Below are 23,186 nucleotides of genomic sequence, written 5' to 3'. Positions count from 1 at the left end.
AGAGCAGCGTTGAGCAGCATTGGGAAAGACGCGCCGTGAGTCTTCATGACCCCAATGACTAACGCGGCTTGCTGCAAGCCTGCGGCACTCTTGCGAGGCACCAAAGTCGTCAACTATGAAACACTGCCAGATAAAACACTGCCAGATAAAACACTGCCAGACCCTGCCTACAGAGATCTTGGCGGCTTCTGCCAGCGTCTTGGGGCTATAGTGCGCCCATGCTGGCTAGTCCCAAAATCACTCCCGCGCCAAGGATGTGACCGAGAGAGGTCGTTCCCAGCAGCGCCCCCAAACCCATGCCGCCAAACATATTAGAGGAGGGTAGCTCCGGCCCAACGCTGGGCTGTTGAATTGTGAATTTGCCAATGGCGATCGCCAGAATGTTGCACAGGATCATGACAATTGCCGTTTTGGGGCCCCATTCCAGGGTGGTGGGCACGGCAGCAAGTAACGGGGAAATGAACAAGGCTCGATCTCCTAAGTCATGAAAAGAGGAATGAATCAGAATGCTGATCTTTCCCACGCTCCGCAGGCCCCCGGCCAGCAAACCTGCCTCCCCGAAACCTCCGGCGGGCGAAAGACTAGCTTAAGGGCACTAGTATCAAAAAACGGACAACCTCTGGCATAGTTTGCATCAATAGTTAACGTTTGCCGCAACAAAATTCTACAAAGGGCGATCGCCCCCCGTCGCACTGGTTGCAGGTTGCGTCCTATGCGTTTTGCTAACCAAGCCTGGAAAGATCCGTCATGATCGAGAGTGATAGTCTCATTTCTCCTTGATCCCCTCGCCCCTGCCCCCTCTCACCCCCGGAGGGACAACATGTCCAACCTACTGCCGCTGCACGATCGCCAGGATGCCGGACAACAGCTTGCACCGCTGGTGGCTGCCGAGGTGAGCCTGCTGCGGTTTCGCTATCCCAATGCCCAACCGCTGGTCTACGCGCTGCCTAGGGGTGGCATTCCGGTGGCAGCGCCGATTGCCCAGAGCTTGCGCTGTCCGCTGGACGTGCTGGTAGCCAAAAAGGTGACGCGCCCCGACAATCCAGAGTTGGCGATTGGGGCGGTGACGGCCGACGGTCAGGTGATGCGATCGCGCCATGCCGGGATGATGGAAACGCGAACATCGCTATGGCGCAGCGCAGTGCAGACCGCACAGGCGAGCGCTCGTATCCAGCAAGACTTGTTTTCGGGAGGCATGAAGCCGAATGATCCCCGTGGGGCGATCGCCATTCTGGTCGATGACGGCATTGCCACTGGGCTGACGATGGCCGCCGCAGCTCGTGCCCTGCAAGCCAAGCATCCAGCGGCAGTGATCATTTGTGCGCCCGTTGCGCCTTCGCGGGTTGTGCCGTTTCTCAAGCATTGGGGCGATCGCATCGTCCTGTTGGCGGCTCCGCGCTCTTTTCTCAGCGTCAGCCGCTTCTATGTCGAGTTTCCCCAGGTCGAAACCGAAGAAGCCCTAGATATCCTCAAGCGTCATCATCAGACGCTTCAGGAGTCAGGGCTTCGTTAAGCTGAATTTCGTGGTTCTACAAAACCTGTCCATAAAACCTGAAAACCTGAATATGAAACCTGTCTGTGAAACCTGAATGTGAAATCTAGACGTGAACGCTGGACTTGGGCCTCTAGGCTCAGCATGATCAGCATGACATCGAGCTAGTGTTACAGCAGCGTTCCAGCCGTGAAGTGCACTTAGGACTCGTCGTAGGCTTCCATATCTAGCAGGTAATAGTAGGGTTCTGCCAGTTCGGGGCGCTGGAAGGCGATCGCCCTCAGCAGGTGCCAGTCGCGCAGCCCTTCAAAGACGTTTGCATAGTCGTCTTGTTCGAGCCGCTTCGCCAGGTTTTCTACCTCGCCCTCGGTCATTTGGGCGACATCTTGCTCGCAAAAGTCCAATGTACGCATGGCTCGCCCTCCAAATTCCGACTAGTCAGAAAGAACCCTTTAGAAAGCAATTCTCCAGAGCAGACTCCCATTCATACCTCCGCAGGCTTCGCTGCCTGCGTGGGCTTCGCTGAGAGCCATAGACCTCTACATCTCCTATCCTATTCGCTCCGGCTCGCTGACAACCGTATTTCTTCTGTAAAGTTTTGCGCCAATTTCAGTACCTCCGGGGTAATTTCGTGACCCGTTGATAGCTCGTGATACCACACCGATAGCCCCGCCGATTGCAGAACATCGCGCGATCGCCGGGCCGCACCAATCGGCACCACCAAATCTTGCTGACCATGCACCATCAGCACGGGCGGCGGCAGCGCGATCCCCAGTTGGGGTGGCCCGTGCAAATAGCCGCTCAGCACCAGCAGCCCCGCCAGCGGCAGACTCAGACCCACCTCCAAAGCCATCGCACCACCCTGCGAAAAGCCCGCCAGCAGCGTTTTTTCTAGCGGTACACCCGTGATCGACGAGAGCGATCGCAGCCAGTCTGTCAGTTGGGCAGCGCTCTCCCGCAGTTTGGGCTGATGGACAAATTCTGGATCGCTCTCGAAGGAATAGCCATCGGGCAAGTCGTACCAAACGCGACCTGTGGGCCCGTAGGGATAGGGAAACGGCGCATCAGGAAATAGCAGTTGCATCGTCGGCAAATCCAGCATCAGCGCCAGCGAAGCGACATCCTGGGCATTGGCTCCCCAGCCATGCAGCATGACCAGCAGCGCTTCCGGCGATTTGCCGCTGCGAGGCGGAATGGAAATCGCTCTCAGAGACACAGTCTTCCTCTTGGTAGAAAGTCAGCAGGCGTGTAAATCAGGATCGATGCGTGTGGACTCTGGATAGTGGCTTTGGATGGTAGTTTTGGGTGGTAATTTTTTTGAGTGGTAATTTTGGGTGGTAGTTTTGGGTGGTAGTTCGGGTGGTAGTTTTGCGTGGTAATTTCGGGCAGCGACTCTAGAAGACTAGAGGAGTTTGGCGCTGACCCTGCTTTGGCGGAGCCATTCAGCCAGGGTGCGAATTTAGCGAACCCAGGTTTAAACCTCCAGACGGCGATCGCCCTGAACACAGTTCCATCAAAATCAAGCGCAATTCGATCAAATCATACAAATCATAAGTTTCCCAGCCTATTGTTTCCATATACTCTGAGTATTCTGAGGAAGCGTCAACCGCAGCTTATTAGCAGTCCTGTAGTCCTTTTACGCAAGTGCGTCAGCCAGACGAACTGGTTAAGTGTTTTCATGAAATGGTGACGCGCTTGCGAGAAGTTTTCAGCCGTCATACCGCCGTTATTCAGGTTCGAGTCGGTTTAGAGTCGTTTTTGAGTTAGTAGAGTGCCATGACCCGTTTAGCTCTTCTGAGCGTTTCTGACAAAACCGGACTAGTGGCGTTTGCCCGCCAGCTCGTAGAAACGTTCGATTTTTCCATTATCAGTAGCGGTGGCACCGCCGAAGCGCTGAAGGCGGCAGGCATCCCAGTCACCAAAGTTTCTGACTACACAGGTTCCCCCGAAATCCTGGGTGGGCGCGTAAAGACGCTGCATCCCCGCATTCACGGCGGCATTCTAGCCCGACGGGACGTTCCCCAAGACCTGACTGATCTGGAGACCAACCAAATTCAGCCAATTGACTTGGTGGTGGTGAATCTCTACCCCTTTGAGCAGACTATTGCCCAACCGGGTATGTCGCTGGCGGACGCGGTGGAGCAGATCGATATCGGCGGCCCGGCAATGCTGCGGGCCTCGGCCAAAAACTTTGCCCATGTCACCGTGCTGTGCAATCCAGCCCAGTATGACGAATATCTGACGGAATTGCGGCGGGGGGATGGTCAGGTGTCGTTCGAGTTTCGCCGAGCCTGCGCGTTGGCGGGGTTTTCGCACACGGCGAAGTATGACGCGGCGATCGCCACCTATCTGGCCGCGCAATCGGCAACCCGCGAACCCATCGCCGCAGAATCGGGCAGCGAGCATCCAGCTTCGATTTTCATCACGGGTCGCCTGCTGCAACCGCTGCGCTATGGCGAAAACCCCCATCAGCCTGCCGCCTGGTATCAAACTGGGGAATCGCCCACGGGCTGGGCAGAGGCAACCAAGCTCCAGGGCAAGGAGTTGAGCTATAACAACCTGGTCGATCTGGAGGCGGCGCGGCGGATTGTGGCGGAGTTTGACGATGCGCCCGGTGCGCCCGCCGCCGCTGTGATTATTAAGCACACCAATCCCTGCGGTGTGGCGCTGGGCAATACGCTGCTGGAGGCCTATACCAAAGCCTATGAAGCCGACTCGACCTCGGCCTTCGGCGGCATTGTGGCGCTGAATCGACCCATCGATGTAGAAACCGCAGCGGCTTTGACCCAGACCTTTTTGGAATGCGTGGTTGCGCCGGGGTGTGATGCGGCAGCGGCAGAAATCCTAGCAGCAAAGTCCAAAGTGCGCGTGCTGACGCTGCTCGACCTGCACGCAGGCCCAGCGCAGGCGGTGAGGGCGATCGCCGGAGGACTGCTGGTTCAAGCCTCCGATGATCGTCCGATCGACATCAGCCAGTGGAAAGTGGCGACCGAAAAAGCACCGACCGACGACCAGTGGGCAGAACTGCGCTTTGCCTGGACAGTCTGCAAACACGTCAAATCCAACGCAATTGTGGTCACGAATCAGCGCACCACGCTGGGCATTGGCGCAGGGCAAATGAATCGGGTCGGATCTGTGAAGCTGGCGCTGGAGCAGGCGGGCGATCGCGCTAGGGGCGCAATTTTAGCCAGCGACGGCTTTTTCCCGTTTGACGATTCGGTGCGGCAGGCGGCGGCGGCGGGGATCGTAGCGATCGCCCAACCCGGCGGCAGTTTGCGCGATGCCGAGTCGATTCAGGCCGCAAACGAGCTGGGATTGGCTATGATTTTCACGGGCGTTCGCCATTTCTTGCACTAGGTCTTCCTGATTGCACTTCGCCGCCCAGATGTTCAAGTCGTAAAGACTGCATAACAATTAGCAGCCCATTGCTCGACTTTCCAGCAATTTCCCGATTTCCGTCTTATTTCGAGGGAAGTATAAATGAAGGCTTGTCGAGATTCAGCCATCGGGCTGCTGTTTTGCACGAACCCCCTGTTTTAAGTTTTCACTCAAGCTGTTGTTCAGCATTCACTCTATATTTAGGTAATCGCATGGTTTCTGATGCACCTCTGCCCCAAGAAGTCGCCGTCACCATCCTTCTCGATGGCGGCACGCAGCAAACGGTCACAATTCAGTCCAACAACATGCTCCTGCAAGAGCTGTTTGAGACGCTGGTTGCGCCACCCGAAAACCGCCCTCAGCGCCTTTTCCAGATTCCAATCACCGAGGGCAAAGCGATTCTCTGCTTTCCGAGCGATCGCCTCGTGGGGCTAGTCACCGAGCCGCCCATCATCCTGCGCCAACAGCCCCAGGCCGAGCCGACCAATGCAACGGACTCGCTCTTGCCGGGCATGTAGCGCGATCGCCCCCTGAGAGAAGGGTTACCAGCTCTACGCCCAGTCCTTCATCCGCAAACAAGTCTCCAAGCAAGTTCTCGCTGGGAGGCTTGTTTTTTGGAGGTAATCCTTTTCGGAACTGATCTGATTCGGAAGTGATCTGACCGCCTCCGCCTCCCGTCCATCCTGCTCGTCTCTTCCCAACGATGCTAATTGTGCTAATTTTTATTACAGTGCAGTTAGATTTTTTTAAGATTTGAGGCGCAGAGAGGGAGAGCGTAATGAATCCTGAGCTTTTGCAGTCGCTCAAGGTTTACAGCCAGTTTGTTCATCCGATCCTAATGTGGGTTTTGTTTGGGCTAACGATCTATGCCATGTATCTGGGCGTTCAGCTTCGGCGCACGCGATCTGCCGAGGGCGAGGTCAAAAAAGCATTGCTCAAAGGGCGTTTCAATATTCGCCATCACCAGATTGGCTCGATCTTGCTGGCGACGATGGTGCTGGGCACGCTGGGCGGCATGGCTGCCACCTATGCCAACAGCGGCAAGCTGTTCGTCAACCCCCACCTGCTGGTGGGCTTGGGCATGACGGGCATGATTGCCACCTCTGCTGCACTGACCCCGTTTATGCAGAAGGGCAACGATGCGGCCCGCTATGCCCACATCACGCTGAACGTGATTCTGCTGGCTCTGTTTGGCTGGCAGGCTATCACCGGAATGCAGATTGTGCAAAACGTCGTGAACCGCATGACGGGTAACACCTGAGGACTAAGGGTTGCTGGGGTTGGCGTGTTGCGCTGGGGCGATCGCCAACTCAAGTTATGATGAAAAACGACGCTTTTTCAGTTTTTGATTTCGACGGTCGCTTTCCAAATTGCCGATTTTTAGTTGCCGAGGTTCTATGAAGACTTTTCTAACTCGTCTGTTCGCCCTAGTGCTGGTGTGTGTCATTGGATTGACGGGCTGCTCCAGTGCGTCGGGAAATCTCAGTGGCAACTATCGGCAAGATACGCTGGCGCTGATCGGTAGCTTGCGGAACGCACTAGAACTGCCCGATGGAACGCCTGAAAAGGCCGCCGCCCAATCCGAAGCCCGCCAGCTAATCAACGACTTCTCAGCCCGATATCGCCGAGACAACTCGCTGCTCAAGCTGGGTTCCTTTACTACCATGCGGACAGCGCTGAATTCTCTAGCAGGGCACTATAGCTCCTATCCCAATCGTCCTGTTCCTGCCAAGCTGAAGGAGCGTTTGGAACTGGAATTTAAACAGGTCGAGTCTGCACTAAAGCGGGAAGCATAGTGCTTTTCTGAGAATTAGTTAGGACTTACGCAGTTGGACGATTTCTATCGGGCTGCGCCTGCGAGAAATCATCCAAAGCCCAAAGAGCTGATCGCAAGTGCGTAAGTCCTGTCAGTTTGAGAATTAGTTGGGATTCGTAGAAGGGAGAGCGAACCAGCCCTCCCTTTCTTATTCTCGCGTTGCTATACGTCCGGTTCAACACCCAACGCTCTTAGCTGCTCTGTCAATCGTTGTGCCGATTCTTGTGGAGACAGCACCAGGTTACCTGTTTCTGTAAAATAGCGCAGCATCCCAGCTTGAATACCTAAATAGAGTCCTAAGGTATGACTCCACAGCCAGCCCGAATCAGTTTCAGCAATCGGTTCATACTGCTGGTTAACTAGGCGATAGCCTGAAAATTCCAAAGTCTCAGGAGAAAACCAGAAATACTCTGGTGTGCGAAATCGGTTTTGATAGAGTTCCTTCTTTAAATTTCGATCGATTTGGGCTGTTGAGTCCGATAAGAGTTCAATAATCAAATCCGGGTATCTGCCGCCTTCCTCCCAGACAACCCAAGATTTTCGCGGGCGCTTTTCGGTGTTTTTCACTAAAAAGAAATCGGGGCCGCGAAACTCTTTGTTTTTGAGCTGCTCCCGGCTGAAATAAATTGTCAAGTTTGCCCCAATAAAAAAATCAGAGCGATCGCGCCAAAGCCACTCTAAACAAGCAACCAGCAGGGCTAGTTGGGCATAGTGTAGTGAACTCTCCATCTCTGGCTCGTCACTTTCTAATTGAGTGGCATCAGGCATCAAAGCAGCTAACTGTTGAGCAGTGAGTGACATTTGGTATCAACTCCTGAGCCAGAGCGTTATTTAACGTTGTTTAGCGTTGCTTAAATTTTAAGGGGTTAGACTTGAGCGGTTGAAACCAGTTTTGCGAATTTTGAAGGATTTTTGTAGATGCGGGGTTTCTGGCTGGAGGTGTTGCTACTGCCTCCAGCCAGCTTTTGCTGCGAGTCTTGCAGACCAATGGCTAGCGCGAGGACTCCGTTACCTCTTGCGCGACAGCATTGAATTGTCCGTTGCCATTGCCTGAGCGCGGGAACTCCTCAGATGGCTCTGCATCAGCCCGTAAAATGGTACTCAATATTAGCTCTGGTCGTTGCGGATGAGTCCAGGCAAAGGCATGGCGGAAGGCGGCATCCTGGCAGGCTTTTAGCTCCTCAAAGCCAATGATGTCGTGGGTCAGCAGCGTTTCATATTCAAACGGCAGCCGCACGTTATGTAGTCCCGCGTTGTCGGTGCAGATGGCGATATCCACCCCCGCCTCAAAACATCGGTCGAATACCCCCTTGAGCTGATGCAGGTCTTGCAGCGTGCCTGTTTTTAGATATGTGGTGGGACAGACCTCCAGGCATTGCCCCTGGGCGGCCACCTGGGGCAGCAGTTCGGGGTGCTTTAGCGGAATCTGGATGCCGTGGCCGATCCGCATTAGGTAGGGCAAAAGTTCGGGATAGCAGCCTTCTTCGGTTTCATACAAGTGCCCGGTGGTGTTGAGACCGAGCGATCGCGCGTAGTCATATAGCCGGATGAACTCACCGAGGCGATCGCCATACAGCCCATCTCCACCCGCCAGATCCACGCCACACACTACATCGCGCCGCGCCGCCGCCAGATCAACGATCGCCCGGTTTACCTCGTAGGGCAGCCGCGAGTGCATACAGAGAATTTGGCTGGTGACGATGGGATACTCCACAATCTGGCTGGCGCGGCCCACCACCTCCACAATTTGGCTCATTAAGGAAATGCGATCGCCCTGGCTGAGATGCTCCGGCGTTCGCAAATACGGCGTATAGCGCAATTCCAAATAGGCTAAATTCTCAAACACATATGCCCCACGCATCAGACGATAGATAAAGTAGGGCAGGGTGTCTTCTGTCTGCACGCTTTCCACCAGCGTATGCAGCTCTAGATATTCCGCCAGCGTATTGCGCGGGCGCGTATAAAAATCCTCAAACTCGGCATAGTCGGCAAATCGTTCTGCCAGGTCTGCCTGGTTGCGCTGAAAATAGCGCCAGAGAATACGGGGGACAACGGAACCACCCAGATGGCGGTGCAATTCGGCATATAGCGTCACAAGATACCTCTCAATCTAGTTGTTAACTCGCCTGCATTTCACTCAAAGCCACACACTGCATTCTTCTCAAGTTGAGCTTTAGAAATGGGCATTTCCACTCAGACTAGCAGTGTCTTGCTCCTAAGCATTGACACCAGGAACACGCGCTGTTGATAATGGAAGTTTGCGTATTTCTGAAAATTCTAGCAATTTAAACCCTTGGCAAACGTTGTAGTAATCGGGGCCCAGTGGGGCGACGAAGGAAAAGGGAAGATTACCGACCTGTTGAGCAAGTCCGCCGACGTGGTGGTGCGCTATCAGGGCGGGGTGAATGCGGGTCACACGGTCGTTGTGCAGGGGCAGACCTTCAAGCTGCACCTCATTCCATCGGGTATTCTGTATCCCACAACGGAATGCATCATTGGCTCTGGCACAGTGATTGATCCGAAGGTGCTGCTGGGTGAACTGGATCAGCTCGAAAAGCTGGGCGTTTCCAGCGAGAACCTGCTGATTTCTGAGACGGCCCACGTCACCATGCCCTATCACCTCATGATCGATGCCGCCGCCGAAGAGCAGCGCGGCAGCCACAAGATCGGCACGACCAAGCGTGGCATTGGCCCCACCTACGCCGACAAGTCCGAGCGCACGGGCATTCGCGTGGTGGATCTGATGGACGCAGAGGGACTGCGCGACCAGTTGACTTGGACGATCGAATACAAAAACGTCATTTTAGAGAAGCTGTATAACCTGCCGCCGCTCGACCCCAACGCGGTGATCGATGAATACCTGGGCTATGCCGAGCGGCTGCGCCCCCATGTGGTGGATAGCTCCCTGCGGATTAGTCAGGCCGTGCGTCAGCGCCGCAATATCTTGTTTGAGGGCGCACAGGGCACGCTGCTAGATCTAGATCACGGCACTTACCCCTATGTCACCTCGTCGAACCCGGTGTCGGGTGGCGCGTGTGTGGGGGCGGGCGTAGGGCCGACGATCATCGACCGGGTGATTGGTGTGGCCAAGGCTTACACCACTCGCGTGGGCGAAGGACCCTTTCCGACCGAACTGCTGGGAGATGTGGGCGAGGCGTTGTGCGATCGCGGCGCAGAATTCGGCACCACGACCGGGCGCAAACGCCGCTGCGGCTGGTTTGACGCAGTAATTGGTCGCTACGCCGTCCGCATCAACGGGCTAGACTGTCTTGCCATTACCAAGCTCGATGTGCTGGATGACCTCGACGAAATCAAAGTCTGCACTGCTTACGAAATCGACGGCCAGCAGGTGCGCGACTTTCCCTCGAATGCGCGAGTGTTTGCCCGCTGTCAGCCCATTTACAAAACTCTACCGGGCTGGAAGCAAGACACCTCCCACTGTCGATCGCTCGATGACCTGCCCCGCCAAGCGCTGGATTACCTTAAGTTTCTAGCGGAACTGATGGAAGTGCCGATCGCCATCGTGTCGCTCGGAGCCAGCCGCGACCAGACGATTATCGTGGAAGACCCGATCCACGGGCCCAAACGGGCGCTGCTGTATACCAACGGCGCAGTCGAAACCGCCCAATAAACGCCCAAAAAAACCTAAGGGGCGCACGCAGTTCATGATTCGTTTCAGAATACGGTTGCAAATGCGCTTGGAAGATTTCCGGGCGCATTTATTCTAGTGAAAAGCAAACGGCATACCTTAACTCCTAATCCCCAATCCATCATGTCCGACTCTGCCCTGCCGCCCGTGATCCAGCACATGCTGAAGCCGGAGTTCTATCCCCATCCGGTGCCGCCCGATCCGCTCCAGACTGTGGCCGGAGAGCCGCCAGAATATCCTGAAGACTTTTATCCGTCGGATGCGTCTCCGGTGCAGTTGATTCAGACGCATATTTCCTACGTGCTGCTGACGGGCGAGTATGCCTACAAGGTCAAAAAGCCGCTGAACTTCGGGTTCCTGGACTATTCCACGCTGGAAAAGCGGAAGCATTTTTGTAAAGAGGAACTGCGGCTGAATCAGCGGGCGGCGGCGGCGATTTATCTGGATGTGCTGCCGATTACCCAAACCTTGGACAAGGGCGTGCCCACCTTTCACTTGGACGGGCCGGGCGAGGTGGTGGAATATGCAGTGAAGATGCGGCAGTTTCCGCAATCCACCCTGCTGACCAATTTGTATGAGCGGGGCGAACTGACGGAGGACTTGCTAAAAGACCTGGCGGGGGCGATCGCCACCTTCCACCTCGCCACCGAAACCAGCGACTACATCCGCGAATTCGGTCGTGTCGAGCGCGTGCGACAGGCCTTCGATGAAAACTGGGCGCAAACCGCGCAATATATCGGCGGGCCGCAGACCCAGCAGCAGTTCGATGAGACGCGGGCCTACTGCGATCGCTTTTTTGCTGAAAAGGCTGATTTATTTGACGAGCGCCTTCAGCAAAACTGGATTCGCGAGTGCCACGGCGACCTGCACCTCCGGAATATCGCCTACTGGAACCAGCAGTTTTTGCTGTTTGACTGCATCGAGTTCAACGAGCCGTTTCGGTTTGTCGATGTCATGTTCGACATTGCCTACGTTGTGATGGATCTGGATGCGCGGCAGCGACCCGACCTGCGAACCGTGTTTCTAAACGAGTATGTAGAGCGGACGGGCGACTGGGACGGGCTGCGGGTGCTGCCGATCTACGTTAACCGCCAGACCTACGTGCGGGCCAAGGTCACGTCCTTTTTACTGAATGACCCCGGCGTGCCAGAGGAGGAAAAGCGCAAAGCCCACGACACCGCCGCGCTGTATTATCAACTGGCGTGGAACTATACGCAGCCCAAAACTGGCCGCCTGCTGCTGATGAGCGGGCTGTCGGGATCGGGCAAAAGCACGACTGCTAAGGCGATCGCCCAAAAGCTTGGCGCAGTGTACATCCGCTCCGACGCGGTGCGGAAACATCTGGGCGGCGTGGCGCTGACGGAGCGCGGCGGCGACGACCTCTACACGCCAGAAATGACCCAACAGACCTACGATCGGCTGCTGCACTTGGGCACGACGCTGGCCGCCGAAGGCTATACGGTAATCCTGGATGCCAAATACGATCGGCAGGCATTGCGAGAAGGGGCGATCGCCCAGGTCAGCGCCCACGGCATCCCACTCCACATTCTCCACTGCACGGCTCCCCTAGAAATTCTTGCTAAGCGACTTAGCCAGCGCACAGGCGACATCGCCGATGCCACTCCAGAAATCCTGGCGAAGCAGAGCTTTGAACCCTTTACGCCCACCGAAGCAGAATACGTTAGAACAGTAGACACCACCCAGCCGCTCGACGCGCTCTTAGATTCGCTTTGATGAAGACTCGCTATGACCAACGAACTGATTGTTGAAAGGCTAGACACCCTCGATTCCCACGTTGCAGCGGTAGATACCCGCATCGAAGTGCTGGATCAGCGCCTCACCCAGCGGCTCGATACGCTGGCCGAGAGCGTGCAGATTCTATCTGACCCAATTGGACGGATGACAGAAGAGATCACTCGCTCAGAAATTTCTACGCGAGAGGGCTTTGACGAGATTAGGGCAGGGTTTCGGGAGATGCACGAAGGCTTTCGAGAAATGCGCGAACAGTCCAAAAAGCGCGACGAGCAAATCGATCGGCTGCTGACGATTTTGGAGCGGCTGATTCCGGAGAGAGTAGGCGCATAGCGGTTGGTGGCTGGGGCTGAAAGTCAGAACCGTTGAGGCTTGTAGGATTTCTCGTGATTCGCACTCTCTCGTTGACTGCGGCTCATGGCATTGGAAGGAATTGCGCTTGAGGCATTGCGATGGGCAAGAATGATCCGGTGATTGTCGGCATCAAGCTATGGATCGTGTTTCTCATTGGCTTTGCGCTGCTGGGCTACTGGGTGCCGCTGAGCATTGGGCTGGGGGCGATCGCCGGACTGTCGGGCGCACTCATCGCCAGCTACCGCAAACAGGATAAGCCACTGCCCCCAGAGCAAAAGAGCCAGCGCGATCTGATTCCCCGGCTCAGCTTGGGGCGCAAATCTGAAGAAGAGCCAAATGAAAGGGCGATCGCCCGTCCGCGTCGTGGTTTTTTCAGCCGCCAGCCAGGGCCGAGCTTTAAATCGCGTCGTCGCTGAGCAATGTCTGTCAAAAAAAGCCCGCCTGGAAATGTTTTATTTTCATAAAATTAGGGCAACGGTCACCGAGAATTTACGGTTGTAGCTACCAAACGACCGGGGCTACAACTAAGGCGTTGCGGTCTTTATAGTCTTTATAGAGAGACTGCCCATCAGGGTTCCAGGATAAATTGCTGGATTCTATAGAAGTTTGCGGATTTCCGTAAAACTACGCGCAAAGCGTATATTTTTTCACTAAGTTCTCAATCAAAAAGCAGGCTTCACACTGAACCCAGCAATCTTGAAATTCCGAATGCATCTTATGCAAGAACGAGCCATGATACCGACTGTTGTAAATGAACGCTCTGTCCGCTCGTTCCGGTTCTATAGGGACGGCTACCTCTGTGAAGGCATCCGCTACGGCAATACGCTGTATCGCCTGGTCAAAACCTTTGGGAAACACGAGGAAGACAGCGCCTATTCGTGTTGCGGCCAGCTTCTCCAGTATTCCAGCGCCGATCACCCCGCCGCCATCATCACGACCTCCCCGCAGCAGTATCGACTTTGGGCAGAGTTGAGGGTTGAGTTGCCATCAGATGCCGCCGTTGCGCTGCAATATGCCTAGCTCGGCTCGCTGGAACAGAGCTACGGGACGCTCGGCTACGATAGGTATGCGGTGAACCGGATGCTGGAATGCTCTAAACACTTCGCTTACGGGTAGGGCGTGTGTAACTTGAGCCAGGTCTCCCCGATTCCCGAATCAATCGCGCGATCGCCCTTCTGCTAGATGCACCCTCTGCCTGCCCTCTGCCTGCCCCGTGCTTAAAACCAAGCCCAAGTCCAAATCCCAGCCCAGCCCAAGTCTAGCGGTTGAATCGCCCCAACCCACCCTGCGTCAGCGTCTTTCTCAGCGCCGTAAAGCCAATCGCCTGCGGCAAGAGTTGGTCATCTTCACAATTTTTGCGGCGCTATTTGCGACGGTAGTCGGCTTTGTCGTGGGCCTGGCCGCGGGGGTTCGTCCGGGCATTGGCACCTTCATTGGCACGCTCTGCACCGCGCTGTCGTTCAAATACCCCCGCCAAGCGCTGTGGGCCTTTTTGATCTACATGCCCCTCAGCGGATCTGTCACCTATGCGCTGGGCAGCAGCCCCCTGCTTCAGCTTGCCAAAGACGGGTTCTATATCCCTGCCCTCTTCGGCGTAATTCAATACTGCCGCCGCGAAAAGCTGCCCGTGCTGATTCCCCGGCAGATGGTTGCGCCCGTAGGCATTTTGCTGGGGCTGTGTCTGATGACGCTGCTGGTGGTGAACGGAGGGCAGCAGCTTAGCCCCACGCCTGGAGAGCAGCCTATCTTGATGGGCATTTTAGGACTAAAGGTGCTAATGGGCTATATGCCGCTGGTGGTGTGTGCATACTATCTGCTGCGCGATCGCCGCGATTTGCTATTCCTGATGCGGCTCACGGTTATCATCATCCTCACCTGCTGCGCCCTCGCGTTTATCCAGTATGTCCTGCTCAAAACCGGGTACTGCGCTGGCACACGCTTTGCCCAAGGGCCAGACCTCTACCGCGCTTCCCTCAATGCCCGCTGCTTTGTGGGTGGGTCGTTGCTCTATACGCCCCAACACAATCAGATTCGCTTGCCTGGAACCTTTGTTGCGCCCTGGCAATGGGGCTGGTTCCTGATTTCTGCCGCATTTCTGGCATTTGCGACGGCATTTAGCGACCCCAGGGCGCAATGGCGCACGACAGGGCTGATTTCTCTTGCGTCAGTCTTCATCATGGCGGTGCTATCGGGGCAGCGAGTGGCGCTGATTCTGGTGCCCAGCGTGTTCGTGACGCTGCTGGTGTTGACGGGGCAGGTGGTGAACCTGAGGCGCTTTATCCCAGGTGCGGCCATCCTTGGCTTGGTGCTGGGCTACGCCGCCCTGCGAAACCCCGACATCCTATCCCGGCGATTCGAGAGCCTGCAAAGTCGCTGGGAAGCCTCGCCACCGCATCTGTTTATTTTGGAACAGTTTCAGTGGTCGCTGAATCATCAAAACTTCTTGGGCAACGGGCTAGGTCGAGCCACCAACGCCGCCCGCACGCTGGGCGACACTGAGCTAATCGAAACGTATTATCCCAAGCTGCTGTATGAAATTGGAATGCTGGGGACGCTGGCGTTTTTGGCGCTGGTGACGATGCTGACGGCGCTGACCTTTTTGGCCTACCGCTCCATGCGCGATCGCACGTTGCGGAGCTATGGCGCAGCGCTGTGGCTATTCGTGCTGTTCATTAGCTACAACACCTACTACTATCCCCTCGACGTTGATCCAGTGGCGGTTTACTACTGGTTTTTTGCTGGAGTCGTGCTGAAATTGCCAGAACTGGAGCGCCAGGAACGCCTGGAAGCCGCTGCTGCCCAGCCCCAAGCCCAACGCCGTCGGTTCAAGCGACTGGGCTTTGCTTAGGTGAGGCATGAGGCTTGGTCTGCAAAAAACTCGCGTGGTCTGTAAAAAAAATTCAAAAAAATTCAGGGAGGCATCGGTGTCGATACCTCCCCGACGGAGCGGAGAAAAAGGGTGGATTGGGCGATCGCCCACGCTTTCAAACTACGTGTAAAACCGAATTCCGGTTCCGAATTGCTGTTCTAACCATTCCAGTTCTAACGGTGTCGCGGAGCTATTTATCCCGGCAACCTAGCTCATGGTCGAGCCGCTGCGGTCATAGCTCTGCACAAAAGATGGGTGGGGCTTGCCCTGGACATGGTTCCAGAGGGTGGGTGCTTCCGCAGGCAGCCCGATTTCGGCGGCGGCCCGGCTGAGCATCGATTGCTGGCGATTCTTGATGTTGTGGTGGTGGCGCATCATCAGGGCGCGGGCTTGATCTTGAGTAGACATAGTGAAATCCTTCTGGTGTTAAGTGATGGAATCTTGACGCTTCTTGTTTAATCATAGCAATAAATTCTGTATCTAAAAATACAGAATTGCGTTTTATCAGAAAAAACAATACTTCTTCACAACTTTAGTTTGGACTAATGGTGAAGAGGAAGGCAGTCAATGAGAAGCACCGACTGCCGTAAGGTCAATGAAGTACAACCAACATTGACCCCATGATTTTCAACGAACTTCAGCAATTTCGCCAAACGTTGTATGCCAGCTTGGGAAACGCCAGAGATGCCCTGTTTGATCTGATGGATGCCGTGTTAGTGAGTGCGTGCATCGTGTCGTTTGTGAGGCTATCGCAGAGTCCTGTCTTTCGTCGCCAGTGGTCGAGCACCTATGAAGCGTTGCGCGATAGCCGCCTACCCCGATCAAAGGTGCTGAAGCTGTTGGTGCAGCAGATACCGACTCAGCAGCAACCGTTGTTGGCAGGTGATGCGAGTCGGTGGAACCGTCCTGCTGCCAGGCGTTTGAAAGACCGCACCTTATCAGGCAGAACAGGACATGCCCCGATAGCCGGACAAAACTACAGTACCTTAGCCTGGATTGCTGAAGACAGGGGCAGTTGGGCATTACCATTGCGGCATGAGCGCATCACCAGCTTTGAAACACCCGCCAGTAAAGCGGCATTCCAACTCAAACAAGTGACTCGGCAGTTAGCGGTGCGTCCGTTGGCGATCTACGACCGAGGGTACGGCAATGCCAGTTTTGTCAACCAAACGGCAGGGATTGAGGCAGACTTGCTGCTGCGGGTTACATCCAATCGATGTGTCTATGGCGCGCCCCCAGCGTATCGAGGGCGAGGCGCACCTGCCAAGCATGGACATAAGATGAAACTCAATGACCCTGACACTTGGAGTGTCCCGGTCGAAACCGTTGAAGTCGATGATCCCAACTGGGGACGAGTGCGGGTCAGTCGTTGGAGTGCATACCATTTCCGCAAATCCCCCAAACGGGCAATGGAAGTGTTGCGCGTGGAGGTGCTGGAGACACAGAGCAGCACGCGACGCTTGGCTCCTTTGTGGTTAGTTTGGCTGGGTGAGCAGATGCCTCCGTTAGAAACCCTGTGGTTGCACTACCTCCGTCGCTTTGCCATTGAACACTGGTATCGCTTTGCCAAGCAGAGGCTATATTGGACACATCCCCAGTTCAGTTCTGTATCGGCAACCGAACAGTGGAGCAGCCTGATGCCGTTGCTCAGTTGGCAGTTGTGGTTAGCGCGAAAGGACTGTACTGACCACCCCTTGCCCTGGCAGGCACCGCAAGAAACGTTGACTCCGGGTCGGGTCGCACAAGCGTTTGCAGGCATTTTGGCAGCGATTGGCACCCCTGCTCCTGCGCCTAAACCTCGTGGTAAATCGCCAGGACGAGGCAAGGGGCACAAGCCAACTCCTCGTCCCTGCTATCCGATGGTCAAAAAACGAGCCTCGAAACGCAAGACATCCGAACAATCCCTGAACAGTCCGGTTGCAACAGCAGCTTAACTGCGAGCAGGATTGTATCCAATTCCTTAAGTTCAACTGTTATGAACGGTTGAGCAGATTCTTTATGGCATCCTGTTGAGCATTATTGTGATGCCAGTTAGTCCAAACTAAAGTCACAATGTGTATCGCCCTGCTGAGTGGCGATGCTAGATACTCATGCCGAGTGGGTCGCGACTGGGTGGGCGATCGCTCTGTTTGCTAAATGTTGATGCGATGTGCAACTTTCAATCTGCCCTGATCCCCCAACCGCTTCTCCCAAGTCGGGAAGAGGGGAGCATGAGAAGCTTGAAGTCCCTGTCTTGAAGTCCCTGTCTTGAAGTCCCTGTGTAGATGTTGGCTGTCGCGCAAAGTTGCCATGCCAAGTTGAGAGGGATCGCGTGGGCGATCGCGCTCCCATGGCGACAGATTAAACAGATTAAACAGCTTGAACGGCTTAGACGGCAGCAGGGGAACAGGGTCACTTGATCAGGGTCGCTTGGGACGGTGATGACGCACCCGGCTAGCCTTGTCCCGCTCGTAGGCGATTAGGCGGCCGTAGATTTCGTGCTTGCTTAAATTCATCGACAGGTAAACGTGGCGACGCGGATTGCCAAACCCCTTGCGCCGAAAGAACTTGATCGCAGGTTCGTTGGCTGGATCGGTATCCACCAGCATGAACCGAGCGCCTTCTTCAATCATGCGCTCGACGATTTTGTCTACGAGCTTATCCGCCACGCCGCGCCGCTGAAACTTGGGACTGACTCCTAGCCAGATAATATAGCCATAGACCCAGGATGCCTTGCTGATAATAGTGCCCAGCACAAAGCCTGCCAATTCGCCTTCAATCTCTGCGACCAGGCAATATTCTGGGTCTGTATTGTATTGCCCAATCACTTCCCACTCGTCCCAGGTGCGATAAAGGTAGGGATAGAGGTCGCTGGTAAACAGGCTTTCCCCCAGATGAAACACCGGGGCGAGGTCGTCGATGTCCATGTCCCGAATCTCGACGGGCAGGGAGTTGGCGATCGCCCGTTCCCGCTCAGCTTTATTGGTTTCAGAATGGGAAGCCATAGTTGGGGGTCAGAGGATTGGAAAGTAGGGTTTCAGGAATAAGAGCAAGAGCAGAAAGCTGGCTGAAATGCCGTCTGAAATTAGAACGTTTGGAATACCTGTCGGGCTGCTGAGTCGGGCTGCCGGGTCGGGCTGCCGGGTCGGAAGGATGGATTGGGAGAATGAATCAGGAAAACGGATAACGCTGAGGGTTGTGGCGATGGCAACACCACTCATCCCACTCAACCTTATCGCGATTCCGGTGGGGGATTGGGCTAGTTTTCCCCCGCGATTGATCCTGCAAAAGCCTCGCTTTTTGGGCGGAAACCCGCCTTTTGAAAAACCCGTCTGCGATAGGACGGTGTAGAATAGCCTCTCAGACCCAATCGGGGATCGCTAGACCGAAGGATTAGGCTAGACCGCATGGATCGATTGAATAATGCGCTGACGCTGTTTTTCAGCCTGCTAGTGGAGGCGATGCCCTTTTTGCTGCTGGGCGTGCTGTTTTCGAGCGTGCTGCTGCTATTCGTTGATGAGCGGCGGCTGATTGCGGCAGTGCCCAAACATCCGCTGCTGGCGGCGATGATTGGCGGCGGCATTGGCTTCCTGTTTCCCGTGTGCGAGTGCGGCAATGTGCCTGTGGCGCGGCGGCTGATTGTGCAGGGTGCGCCCGCGTCGATGGCGGTGGGCTTCTTGCTGGCGGCTCCCACGGTGAATCCGGTGGTGTTTTGGGCAACGTGGATTGCCTTTCGGGATCAGCCGGAGATTGTGTTTTTGCGGGTGGGGCTGTCGCTGGTGGTGGCAGTAATTGTGGGCTGGGTGTTTAGCGCTCAGGCAGACCTGCGACCGCTGATGCAACCGGGAGTGGCGCGGGCCATGCCAGCGGTGCGCGGGGCGGCTACAAAGCCTTCGGGTGAGTCGTCCCTGTTGCAGTCAGGAACCTATTGGCTGGGGCAGGCGGATCAGCCCATTCGCCCCGATGGGTCGCTGTCTTCGTCGGCGATCGCCATCAATCCCGTCCTCACCAAGCCGCTGTCGGACAAGCTGTGGCTTTTGGTGAATAACATTGTGCAGGAGATGCGCGAGTTGGGCGGTGTGCTGATTTTGGGAACGGCGATCGCCGCAATCGTTCAAGTCTTTGTGCCGCGCGAGTGGGTGATTGGGCTGGGGCAGGGCCCGGTCACGTCGATTTTGGCGATGATGCTGCTGGCGTGGATTGTGTCGATTTGCTCGACAGTGGATTCGTTTTTTGCCCTGTCCTTTGCCTCTACTTTTACCAGCGGCGCATTGCTGGCGTTCCTGGTGTTTGGCCCAATGATCGACCTGAAAAACATTGCGCTGCTGCTGTCGATGTTTCGCGGTCGGGCGATCGCCTATTTGTTTATTCTGGCGGGTCAGCTCACGTTTTTGTTTTGCTTGCTGATTAATCTATATATCAGCTAGATACTATCAGCTAGATACCAGTAGATATCAGCTAGAACGTGAGGTCGGGTGACGGACTGACAGGGTGACAGGGTGACAGGGTGACAGGGTGACAGGGTGACGGACTGACAGGGTGACAGAGTGACAGAGTGACGGAGTGATGGCAAGCAGAAGAGGCAACCAGACTCGTAAAAATCGGACAGGGCTTTGGCTAATCTGGCTGGATGCAGTCATGCTGCTAGCGTGGGGCGGGCTGATGCTGCGCTTTTGGCTAACCGGGCGGATCAACATTCTGCTGCATCCAGATTATGTCTGGCTGGCGATCACCGCTGGGTTTGCGCTGTTGGGGTTGGGCGTTGCCAAACTTTGGGAGGCGCTGCGGCTGGCGCGACGCGGCATCGCCATTACCCAGCCCTCAGAGTCCCATGCAAACCTGCTGCCGCCTGGATGGAGTAGCGCCCTGCTGCTGGCGATCGCCCTGTTTGGTCTCCAGTTTACGCCCCGCGCCTTTGCCAGCCAGGTCGCCATCGAGCGCGGCGTCGCGGATACGCTCACCCTAACGCGATCGCAGCCCCAGTCCTTCCGCACCAACACCCGCCCCGAAGACCGCTCGCTAATCGACTGGGTGCGCCTGCTAAATGTCTACCCCGAACCCGATGCCTACACCGGACAAAAAGCTTCGGTCGAGGGGTTCGTTATCCATTCGCCAAACCTGCCCAGCAACTATTTCACCATCACCCGCTTTGTGATTACCTGCTGCGCCGCAGACGTATATCCAGTTGGGCTGCCCGTGCGGATTAAGGGCGATCGCACTGCCTACGAACAAGACCAGTGGCTCCGCGTAGACGGTGACATGGCGACAGAAACCCTCGACGGTCAGCGCCAACTGGTCATTCAGGCTACGTCCTTGACCCCGATTGAGGAACCCCAGAATCCGTATGATTATTAGTGATTATTAGTGATTACTAGGCACGGTGGGCCGACGATCAAATTCTTGCAGCTAGTCCACCTTCCATCTCTACTGGCGGCAACTCTAAGAACTCGCGAATCGCCTCGGCTACCGCTTGTTTGCCGGGTACACCAGCACTGTAGGTATGTATGAGCGGAAGGCGATCGCCCGACTGCATCACAAACACAATTCGAGCCACGGCCTGGCCTTCCAAAGTGGATTGCTCAATCACGATGGACTGAATCTCTCTCAAAGAAATCTGCCGCTTGAGGCGGCCATCAGCCCCAAAGATTTGAGATTTGCAGCGTACCTGCCAAACGGTCAAACTCGAAGCGAAAGCCCTTGCGACGCAACAAGGCCCTGATTGCTATCAGACCTCCGACAGACATCGACGTGAGGGCCCAGTCGTCGAGTACATTGATGGTATCTACAGCAATCTCAGAACGGGCAGGATTCGCGAGAAATCGCTGAAGATTGTCAGCAATCTGCTGGGCCCGTTCAATATCTCGATTATTGTGCAGCCTCAGTCGAGTCGTAGTTTTTGTGCCCGTGAGTTGAACATCGTAAACCAAATATTCGCAGCTATCAGAATGCTGGAATTCACGAACGACCTGCACGTCCGTTAAGGAACCTAGTTCAAGGCTTCTCAAGGGAATCAGCCCTGGCCCAAAGAAGCGCGTAACTTGACAGTGCGTTGTCGAAAATGTGGGGCGATCGCACGTTAGCCGACTGCTGCCCCCAAAAAAGAGAGCAGTAAGTACAAACATTGACATGAAGACTGCAACCATCGGTTCCCACCTTGGGCTTTGCAGTACCAAGCGTCCACTCTCCTGATGCTTTATCTTGGGGCCTAGGTCAGCGTTGGTCGATCCTCCCCAAGCCCATTTTCTTGCGTCCATATGCACCTCTGCTGGATGCTGTCTTTAGTTTGGACTAATGGTGAAGAGGAAGGCAGTCAATGAGAAGCACCGACTGCCGTAAGGTCAATGAAGTACAACCAACATTGACCCCATGATTTTCAACGAACTTCAGCAATTTCGCCAAACGTTGTATGCCAGCTTGGGAAACGCCAGAGATGCCCTGTTTGATCTGATGGATGCCGTGTTAGTGAGTGCGTGCATCGTGTCGTTTGTGAGGCTATCGCAGAGTCCTGTCTTTCGTCGCCAGTGGTCGAGCACCTATGAAGCGTTGCGCGATAGCCGCCTACCCCGATCAAAGGTGCTGAAGCTGTTGGTGCAGCAGATACCGACTCAGCAGCAACCGTTGTTGGCAGGTGATGCGAGTCGGTGGAACCGTCCTGCTGCCAGGCGTTTGAAAGACCGCACCTTATCAGGCAGAACAGGACATGCCCCGATAGCCGGACAAAACTACAGTACCTTAGCCTGGATTGCTGAAGACAGGGGCAGTTGGGCATTACCATTGCGGCATGAGCGCATCACCAGCTTTGAAACACCCGCCAGTAAAGCGGCATTCCAACTCAAACAAGTGACTCGGCAGTTAGCGGTGCGTCCGTTGGCGATCTACGACCGAGGGTACGGCAATGCCAGTTTTGTCAACCAAACGGCAGGGATTGAGGCAGACTTGCTGCTGCGGGTTACATCCAATCGATGTGTCTATGGCGCGCCCCCAGCGTATCGAGGGCGAGGCGCACCTGCCAAGCATGGACATAAGATGAAACTCAATGACCCTGACACTTGGAGTGTCCCGGTCGAAACCGTTGAAGTCGATGATCCCAACTGGGGACGAGTGCGGGTCAGTCGTTGGAGTGCATACCATTTCCGCAAATCCCCCAAACGGGCAATGGAAGTGTTGCGCGTGGAGGTGCTGGAGACACAGAGCAGCACGCGACGCTTGGCTCCTTTGTGGTTAGTTTGGCTGGGTGAGCAGATGCCTCCGTTAGAAACCCTGTGGTTGCACTACCTCCGTCGCTTTGCCATTGAACACTGGTATCGCTTTGCCAAGCAGAGGCTATATTGGACACATCCCCAGTTCAGTTCTGTATCGGCAACCGAACAGTGGAGCAGCCTGATGCCGTTGCTCAGTTGGCAGTTGTGGTTAGCGCGAAAGGACTGTACTGACCACCCCTTGCCCTGGCAGGCACCGCAAGAAACGTTGACTCCGGGTCGGGTCGCACAAGCGTTTGCAGGCATTTTGGCAGTGATTGGCACCCCTGCTCCTGCGCCTAAACCTCGTGGTAAATCGCCAGGACGAGGCAAGGGGCACAAGCCAACTCCTCGTCCCTGCTATCCGATGGTCAAAAAACGAGCCTCGAAACGCAAGACATCCGAACAATCCCTGAACAGTCCGGTTGCAACAGCAGCTTAACTGCGAGCAGGATTGTATCCAATTCCTTAAGTTCAACTGTTATGAACGGTTGAGCAGATTCTTTATGGCATCCTGTTGAGCATTATTGTGATGCCAGTTAGTCCAAACTAAAGTTAGTCCAAACTAAAGTAATCAAGGATTTCCGAGAAACCGCTTTTCCTGGGCAAACATGACCTCAAAGCCACACATGCCAAGAGTTTCAGGCTTCTTAAGATTT

Annotated in this window: 24 protein-coding genes; 15 read left to right on the top strand and 9 right to left on the bottom strand. The window is 55.3% G+C overall.

The features are described 5' to 3' along the window. Nucleotides 1-205 precede the first annotated feature (205 nt). On the bottom strand, nt 206-466 hold the full coding sequence (gene psaK, locus HPC62_RS03410) for a photosystem I reaction center subunit PsaK (RefSeq protein ID WP_068516001.1): 261 nt from the start codon (nt 464-466) through the stop codon (nt 206-208). 354 nt (nt 467-820) lie between these two features. Between psaK and HPC62_RS03405 the strand changes: the two genes are divergently transcribed. Next, complete coding sequence (locus tag HPC62_RS03405; RefSeq protein WP_172353752.1) at nt 821-1,513, top strand: phosphoribosyltransferase; 693 nt, start codon at nt 821-823, stop codon at nt 1,511-1,513. 179 nt (nt 1,514-1,692) lie between these two features. On the opposite strand, the gene isiD is transcribed toward HPC62_RS03405, so the two are convergent. Beyond that, nucleotides 1,693-1,905 (bottom strand): protein IsiD, encoded by a 213-nt coding sequence (gene isiD, locus HPC62_RS03400; RefSeq protein WP_172353751.1) that lies wholly within the window; start codon nt 1,903-1,905, stop codon nt 1,693-1,695. Nucleotides 1,906-2,045: 140 nt separating this feature from the next. After that, nucleotides 2,046-2,708, bottom strand: a complete 663-nt coding sequence (locus HPC62_RS03395) for an alpha/beta hydrolase (protein ID WP_205370397.1) — start codon at nt 2,706-2,708, stop codon at nt 2,046-2,048. A gap of 560 nt (nt 2,709-3,268) precedes the next feature. Between HPC62_RS03395 and purH the strand changes: the two genes are divergently transcribed. From purH to psb27, 4 genes are all read left to right on the top strand, one after another. Next, nucleotides 3,269-4,849, top strand: coding sequence for a bifunctional phosphoribosylaminoimidazolecarboxamide formyltransferase/IMP cyclohydrolase (gene purH / locus HPC62_RS03390; RefSeq protein ID WP_172353750.1), 1,581 nt, complete (start codon nt 3,269-3,271; stop codon nt 4,847-4,849). Nucleotides 4,850-5,082: 233 nt separating this feature from the next. Then, nucleotides 5,083-5,388: a hypothetical protein gene (locus HPC62_RS03385; protein ID WP_172353749.1), complete on the top strand. Its 306-nt coding sequence runs from the start codon at nt 5,083-5,085 to the stop codon at nt 5,386-5,388. Nucleotides 5,389-5,648: 260 nt separating this feature from the next. Beyond that, nucleotides 5,649-6,131, top strand: a complete 483-nt coding sequence (locus HPC62_RS03380; protein ID WP_172353748.1) for a DUF4079 domain-containing protein — start codon at nt 5,649-5,651, stop codon at nt 6,129-6,131. Between the two features lie 136 nt (nt 6,132-6,267). Next, on the top strand, nt 6,268-6,666 hold the full coding sequence (gene psb27 / locus HPC62_RS03375; protein ID WP_068508368.1) for a photosystem II protein Psb27: 399 nt from the start codon (nt 6,268-6,270) through the stop codon (nt 6,664-6,666). A gap of 182 nt (nt 6,667-6,848) precedes the next feature. On the opposite strand, the gene HPC62_RS03370 is transcribed toward psb27, so the two are convergent. Further along, complete coding sequence (locus HPC62_RS03370; protein ID WP_172353747.1) at nt 6,849-7,487, bottom strand: Uma2 family endonuclease; 639 nt, start codon at nt 7,485-7,487, stop codon at nt 6,849-6,851. Nucleotides 7,488-7,677: 190 nt separating this feature from the next. Then, nucleotides 7,678-8,781: an adenosine deaminase gene (locus HPC62_RS03365; RefSeq protein WP_172353746.1), complete on the bottom strand. Its 1,104-nt coding sequence runs from the start codon at nt 8,779-8,781 to the stop codon at nt 7,678-7,680. A gap of 198 nt (nt 8,782-8,979) precedes the next feature. Here HPC62_RS03365 and HPC62_RS03360 point away from each other — a divergent pair, with 198 nt between their 5' ends. The 6 genes from HPC62_RS03360 to hpsL all read left to right on the top strand — a co-directional run bounded on the left by HPC62_RS03360 (nt 8,980) and on the right by hpsL (nt 15,289). After that, nucleotides 8,980-10,317: an adenylosuccinate synthase gene (locus tag HPC62_RS03360; RefSeq protein ID WP_172353745.1), complete on the top strand. Its 1,338-nt coding sequence runs from the start codon at nt 8,980-8,982 to the stop codon at nt 10,315-10,317. Nucleotides 10,318-10,458: 141 nt separating this feature from the next. Beyond that, nucleotides 10,459-12,069, top strand: coding sequence for a bifunctional aminoglycoside phosphotransferase/ATP-binding protein (locus tag HPC62_RS03355; protein ID WP_172353744.1), 1,611 nt, complete (start codon nt 10,459-10,461; stop codon nt 12,067-12,069). Between the two features lie 12 nt (nt 12,070-12,081). Beyond that, nucleotides 12,082-12,420, top strand: coding sequence for a hypothetical protein (locus HPC62_RS03350; RefSeq protein WP_172353743.1), 339 nt, complete (start codon nt 12,082-12,084; stop codon nt 12,418-12,420). A gap of 119 nt (nt 12,421-12,539) precedes the next feature. Next, nucleotides 12,540-12,857 carry a hypothetical protein gene (locus tag HPC62_RS03345; RefSeq protein ID WP_172353742.1) on the top strand — a complete coding sequence of 106 codons (318 nt, stop codon included), beginning with the start codon at nt 12,540-12,542 and terminating at the stop codon, nt 12,855-12,857. Between the two features lie 316 nt (nt 12,858-13,173). After that, a complete protein-coding gene (locus HPC62_RS03340) occupies nt 13,174-13,461 on the top strand; it encodes a hypothetical protein (RefSeq protein WP_172353741.1) in 288 nt (95 codons plus the stop codon). Nucleotides 13,462-13,654: 193 nt separating this feature from the next. Continuing rightward, nucleotides 13,655-15,289, top strand: coding sequence for a hormogonium polysaccharide biosynthesis protein HpsL (gene hpsL, locus HPC62_RS03335; RefSeq protein WP_172353740.1), 1,635 nt, complete (start codon nt 13,655-13,657; stop codon nt 15,287-15,289). Nucleotides 15,290-15,517: 228 nt separating this feature from the next. Here the strand turns inward: hpsL and HPC62_RS03330 are convergent, their stop codons facing one another. Then, nucleotides 15,518-15,718, bottom strand: a complete 201-nt coding sequence (locus HPC62_RS03330) for a hypothetical protein (RefSeq protein WP_172353739.1) — start codon at nt 15,716-15,718, stop codon at nt 15,518-15,520. A gap of 212 nt (nt 15,719-15,930) precedes the next feature. Here HPC62_RS03330 and HPC62_RS03325 point away from each other — a divergent pair, with 212 nt between their 5' ends. Continuing rightward, complete coding sequence (locus HPC62_RS03325) at nt 15,931-17,244, top strand: NF041680 family putative transposase (protein WP_172353244.1); 1,314 nt, start codon at nt 15,931-15,933, stop codon at nt 17,242-17,244. A gap of 465 nt (nt 17,245-17,709) precedes the next feature. Here HPC62_RS03325 and HPC62_RS03320 read toward each other — a convergent pair whose 3' ends face one another. Next, entirely contained in the window at nt 17,710-18,294 is a 585-nt protein-coding gene (locus HPC62_RS03320; protein ID WP_172353738.1) for a GNAT family N-acetyltransferase, read from the bottom strand. Nucleotides 18,295-18,696: 402 nt separating this feature from the next. Between HPC62_RS03320 and HPC62_RS03315 the strand changes: the two genes are divergently transcribed. After that, nucleotides 18,697-19,716, top strand: a complete 1,020-nt coding sequence (locus HPC62_RS03315; RefSeq protein ID WP_172353737.1) for a permease — start codon at nt 18,697-18,699, stop codon at nt 19,714-19,716. Between the two features lie 211 nt (nt 19,717-19,927). Then, on the top strand, nt 19,928-20,644 hold the full coding sequence (locus HPC62_RS03310) for a TIGR03943 family putative permease subunit (protein ID WP_255548853.1): 717 nt from the start codon (nt 19,928-19,930) through the stop codon (nt 20,642-20,644). A gap of 37 nt (nt 20,645-20,681) precedes the next feature. On the opposite strand, the gene HPC62_RS03305 is transcribed toward HPC62_RS03310, so the two are convergent. Both HPC62_RS03305 and HPC62_RS03300 read right to left on the bottom strand, forming a co-directional pair. Beyond that, nucleotides 20,682-20,897: a hypothetical protein gene (locus tag HPC62_RS03305; RefSeq protein WP_172353735.1), complete on the bottom strand. Its 216-nt coding sequence runs from the start codon at nt 20,895-20,897 to the stop codon at nt 20,682-20,684. A gap of 25 nt (nt 20,898-20,922) precedes the next feature. Further along, nucleotides 20,923-21,261 (bottom strand): hypothetical protein, encoded by a 339-nt coding sequence (locus tag HPC62_RS03300; protein WP_172353734.1) that lies wholly within the window; start codon nt 21,259-21,261, stop codon nt 20,923-20,925. Nucleotides 21,262-21,655: 394 nt separating this feature from the next. On the opposite strand from HPC62_RS03300, the gene HPC62_RS03295 reads away from it, so the two are divergent. Continuing rightward, nucleotides 21,656-22,969, top strand: a complete 1,314-nt coding sequence (locus tag HPC62_RS03295) for an NF041680 family putative transposase (protein WP_172353733.1) — start codon at nt 21,656-21,658, stop codon at nt 22,967-22,969. Nucleotides 22,970-23,186: the final 217 nt, after the last annotated feature.

This window comes from Thermoleptolyngbya sichuanensis A183, from assembly GCF_013177315.1.
Taxonomy (GTDB): Bacteria; Cyanobacteriota; Cyanobacteriia; order Elainellales; family Elainellaceae; genus Thermoleptolyngbya; species Thermoleptolyngbya sichuanensis.
This window is presented reverse-complemented; position numbering and strand designations above follow the sequence as displayed.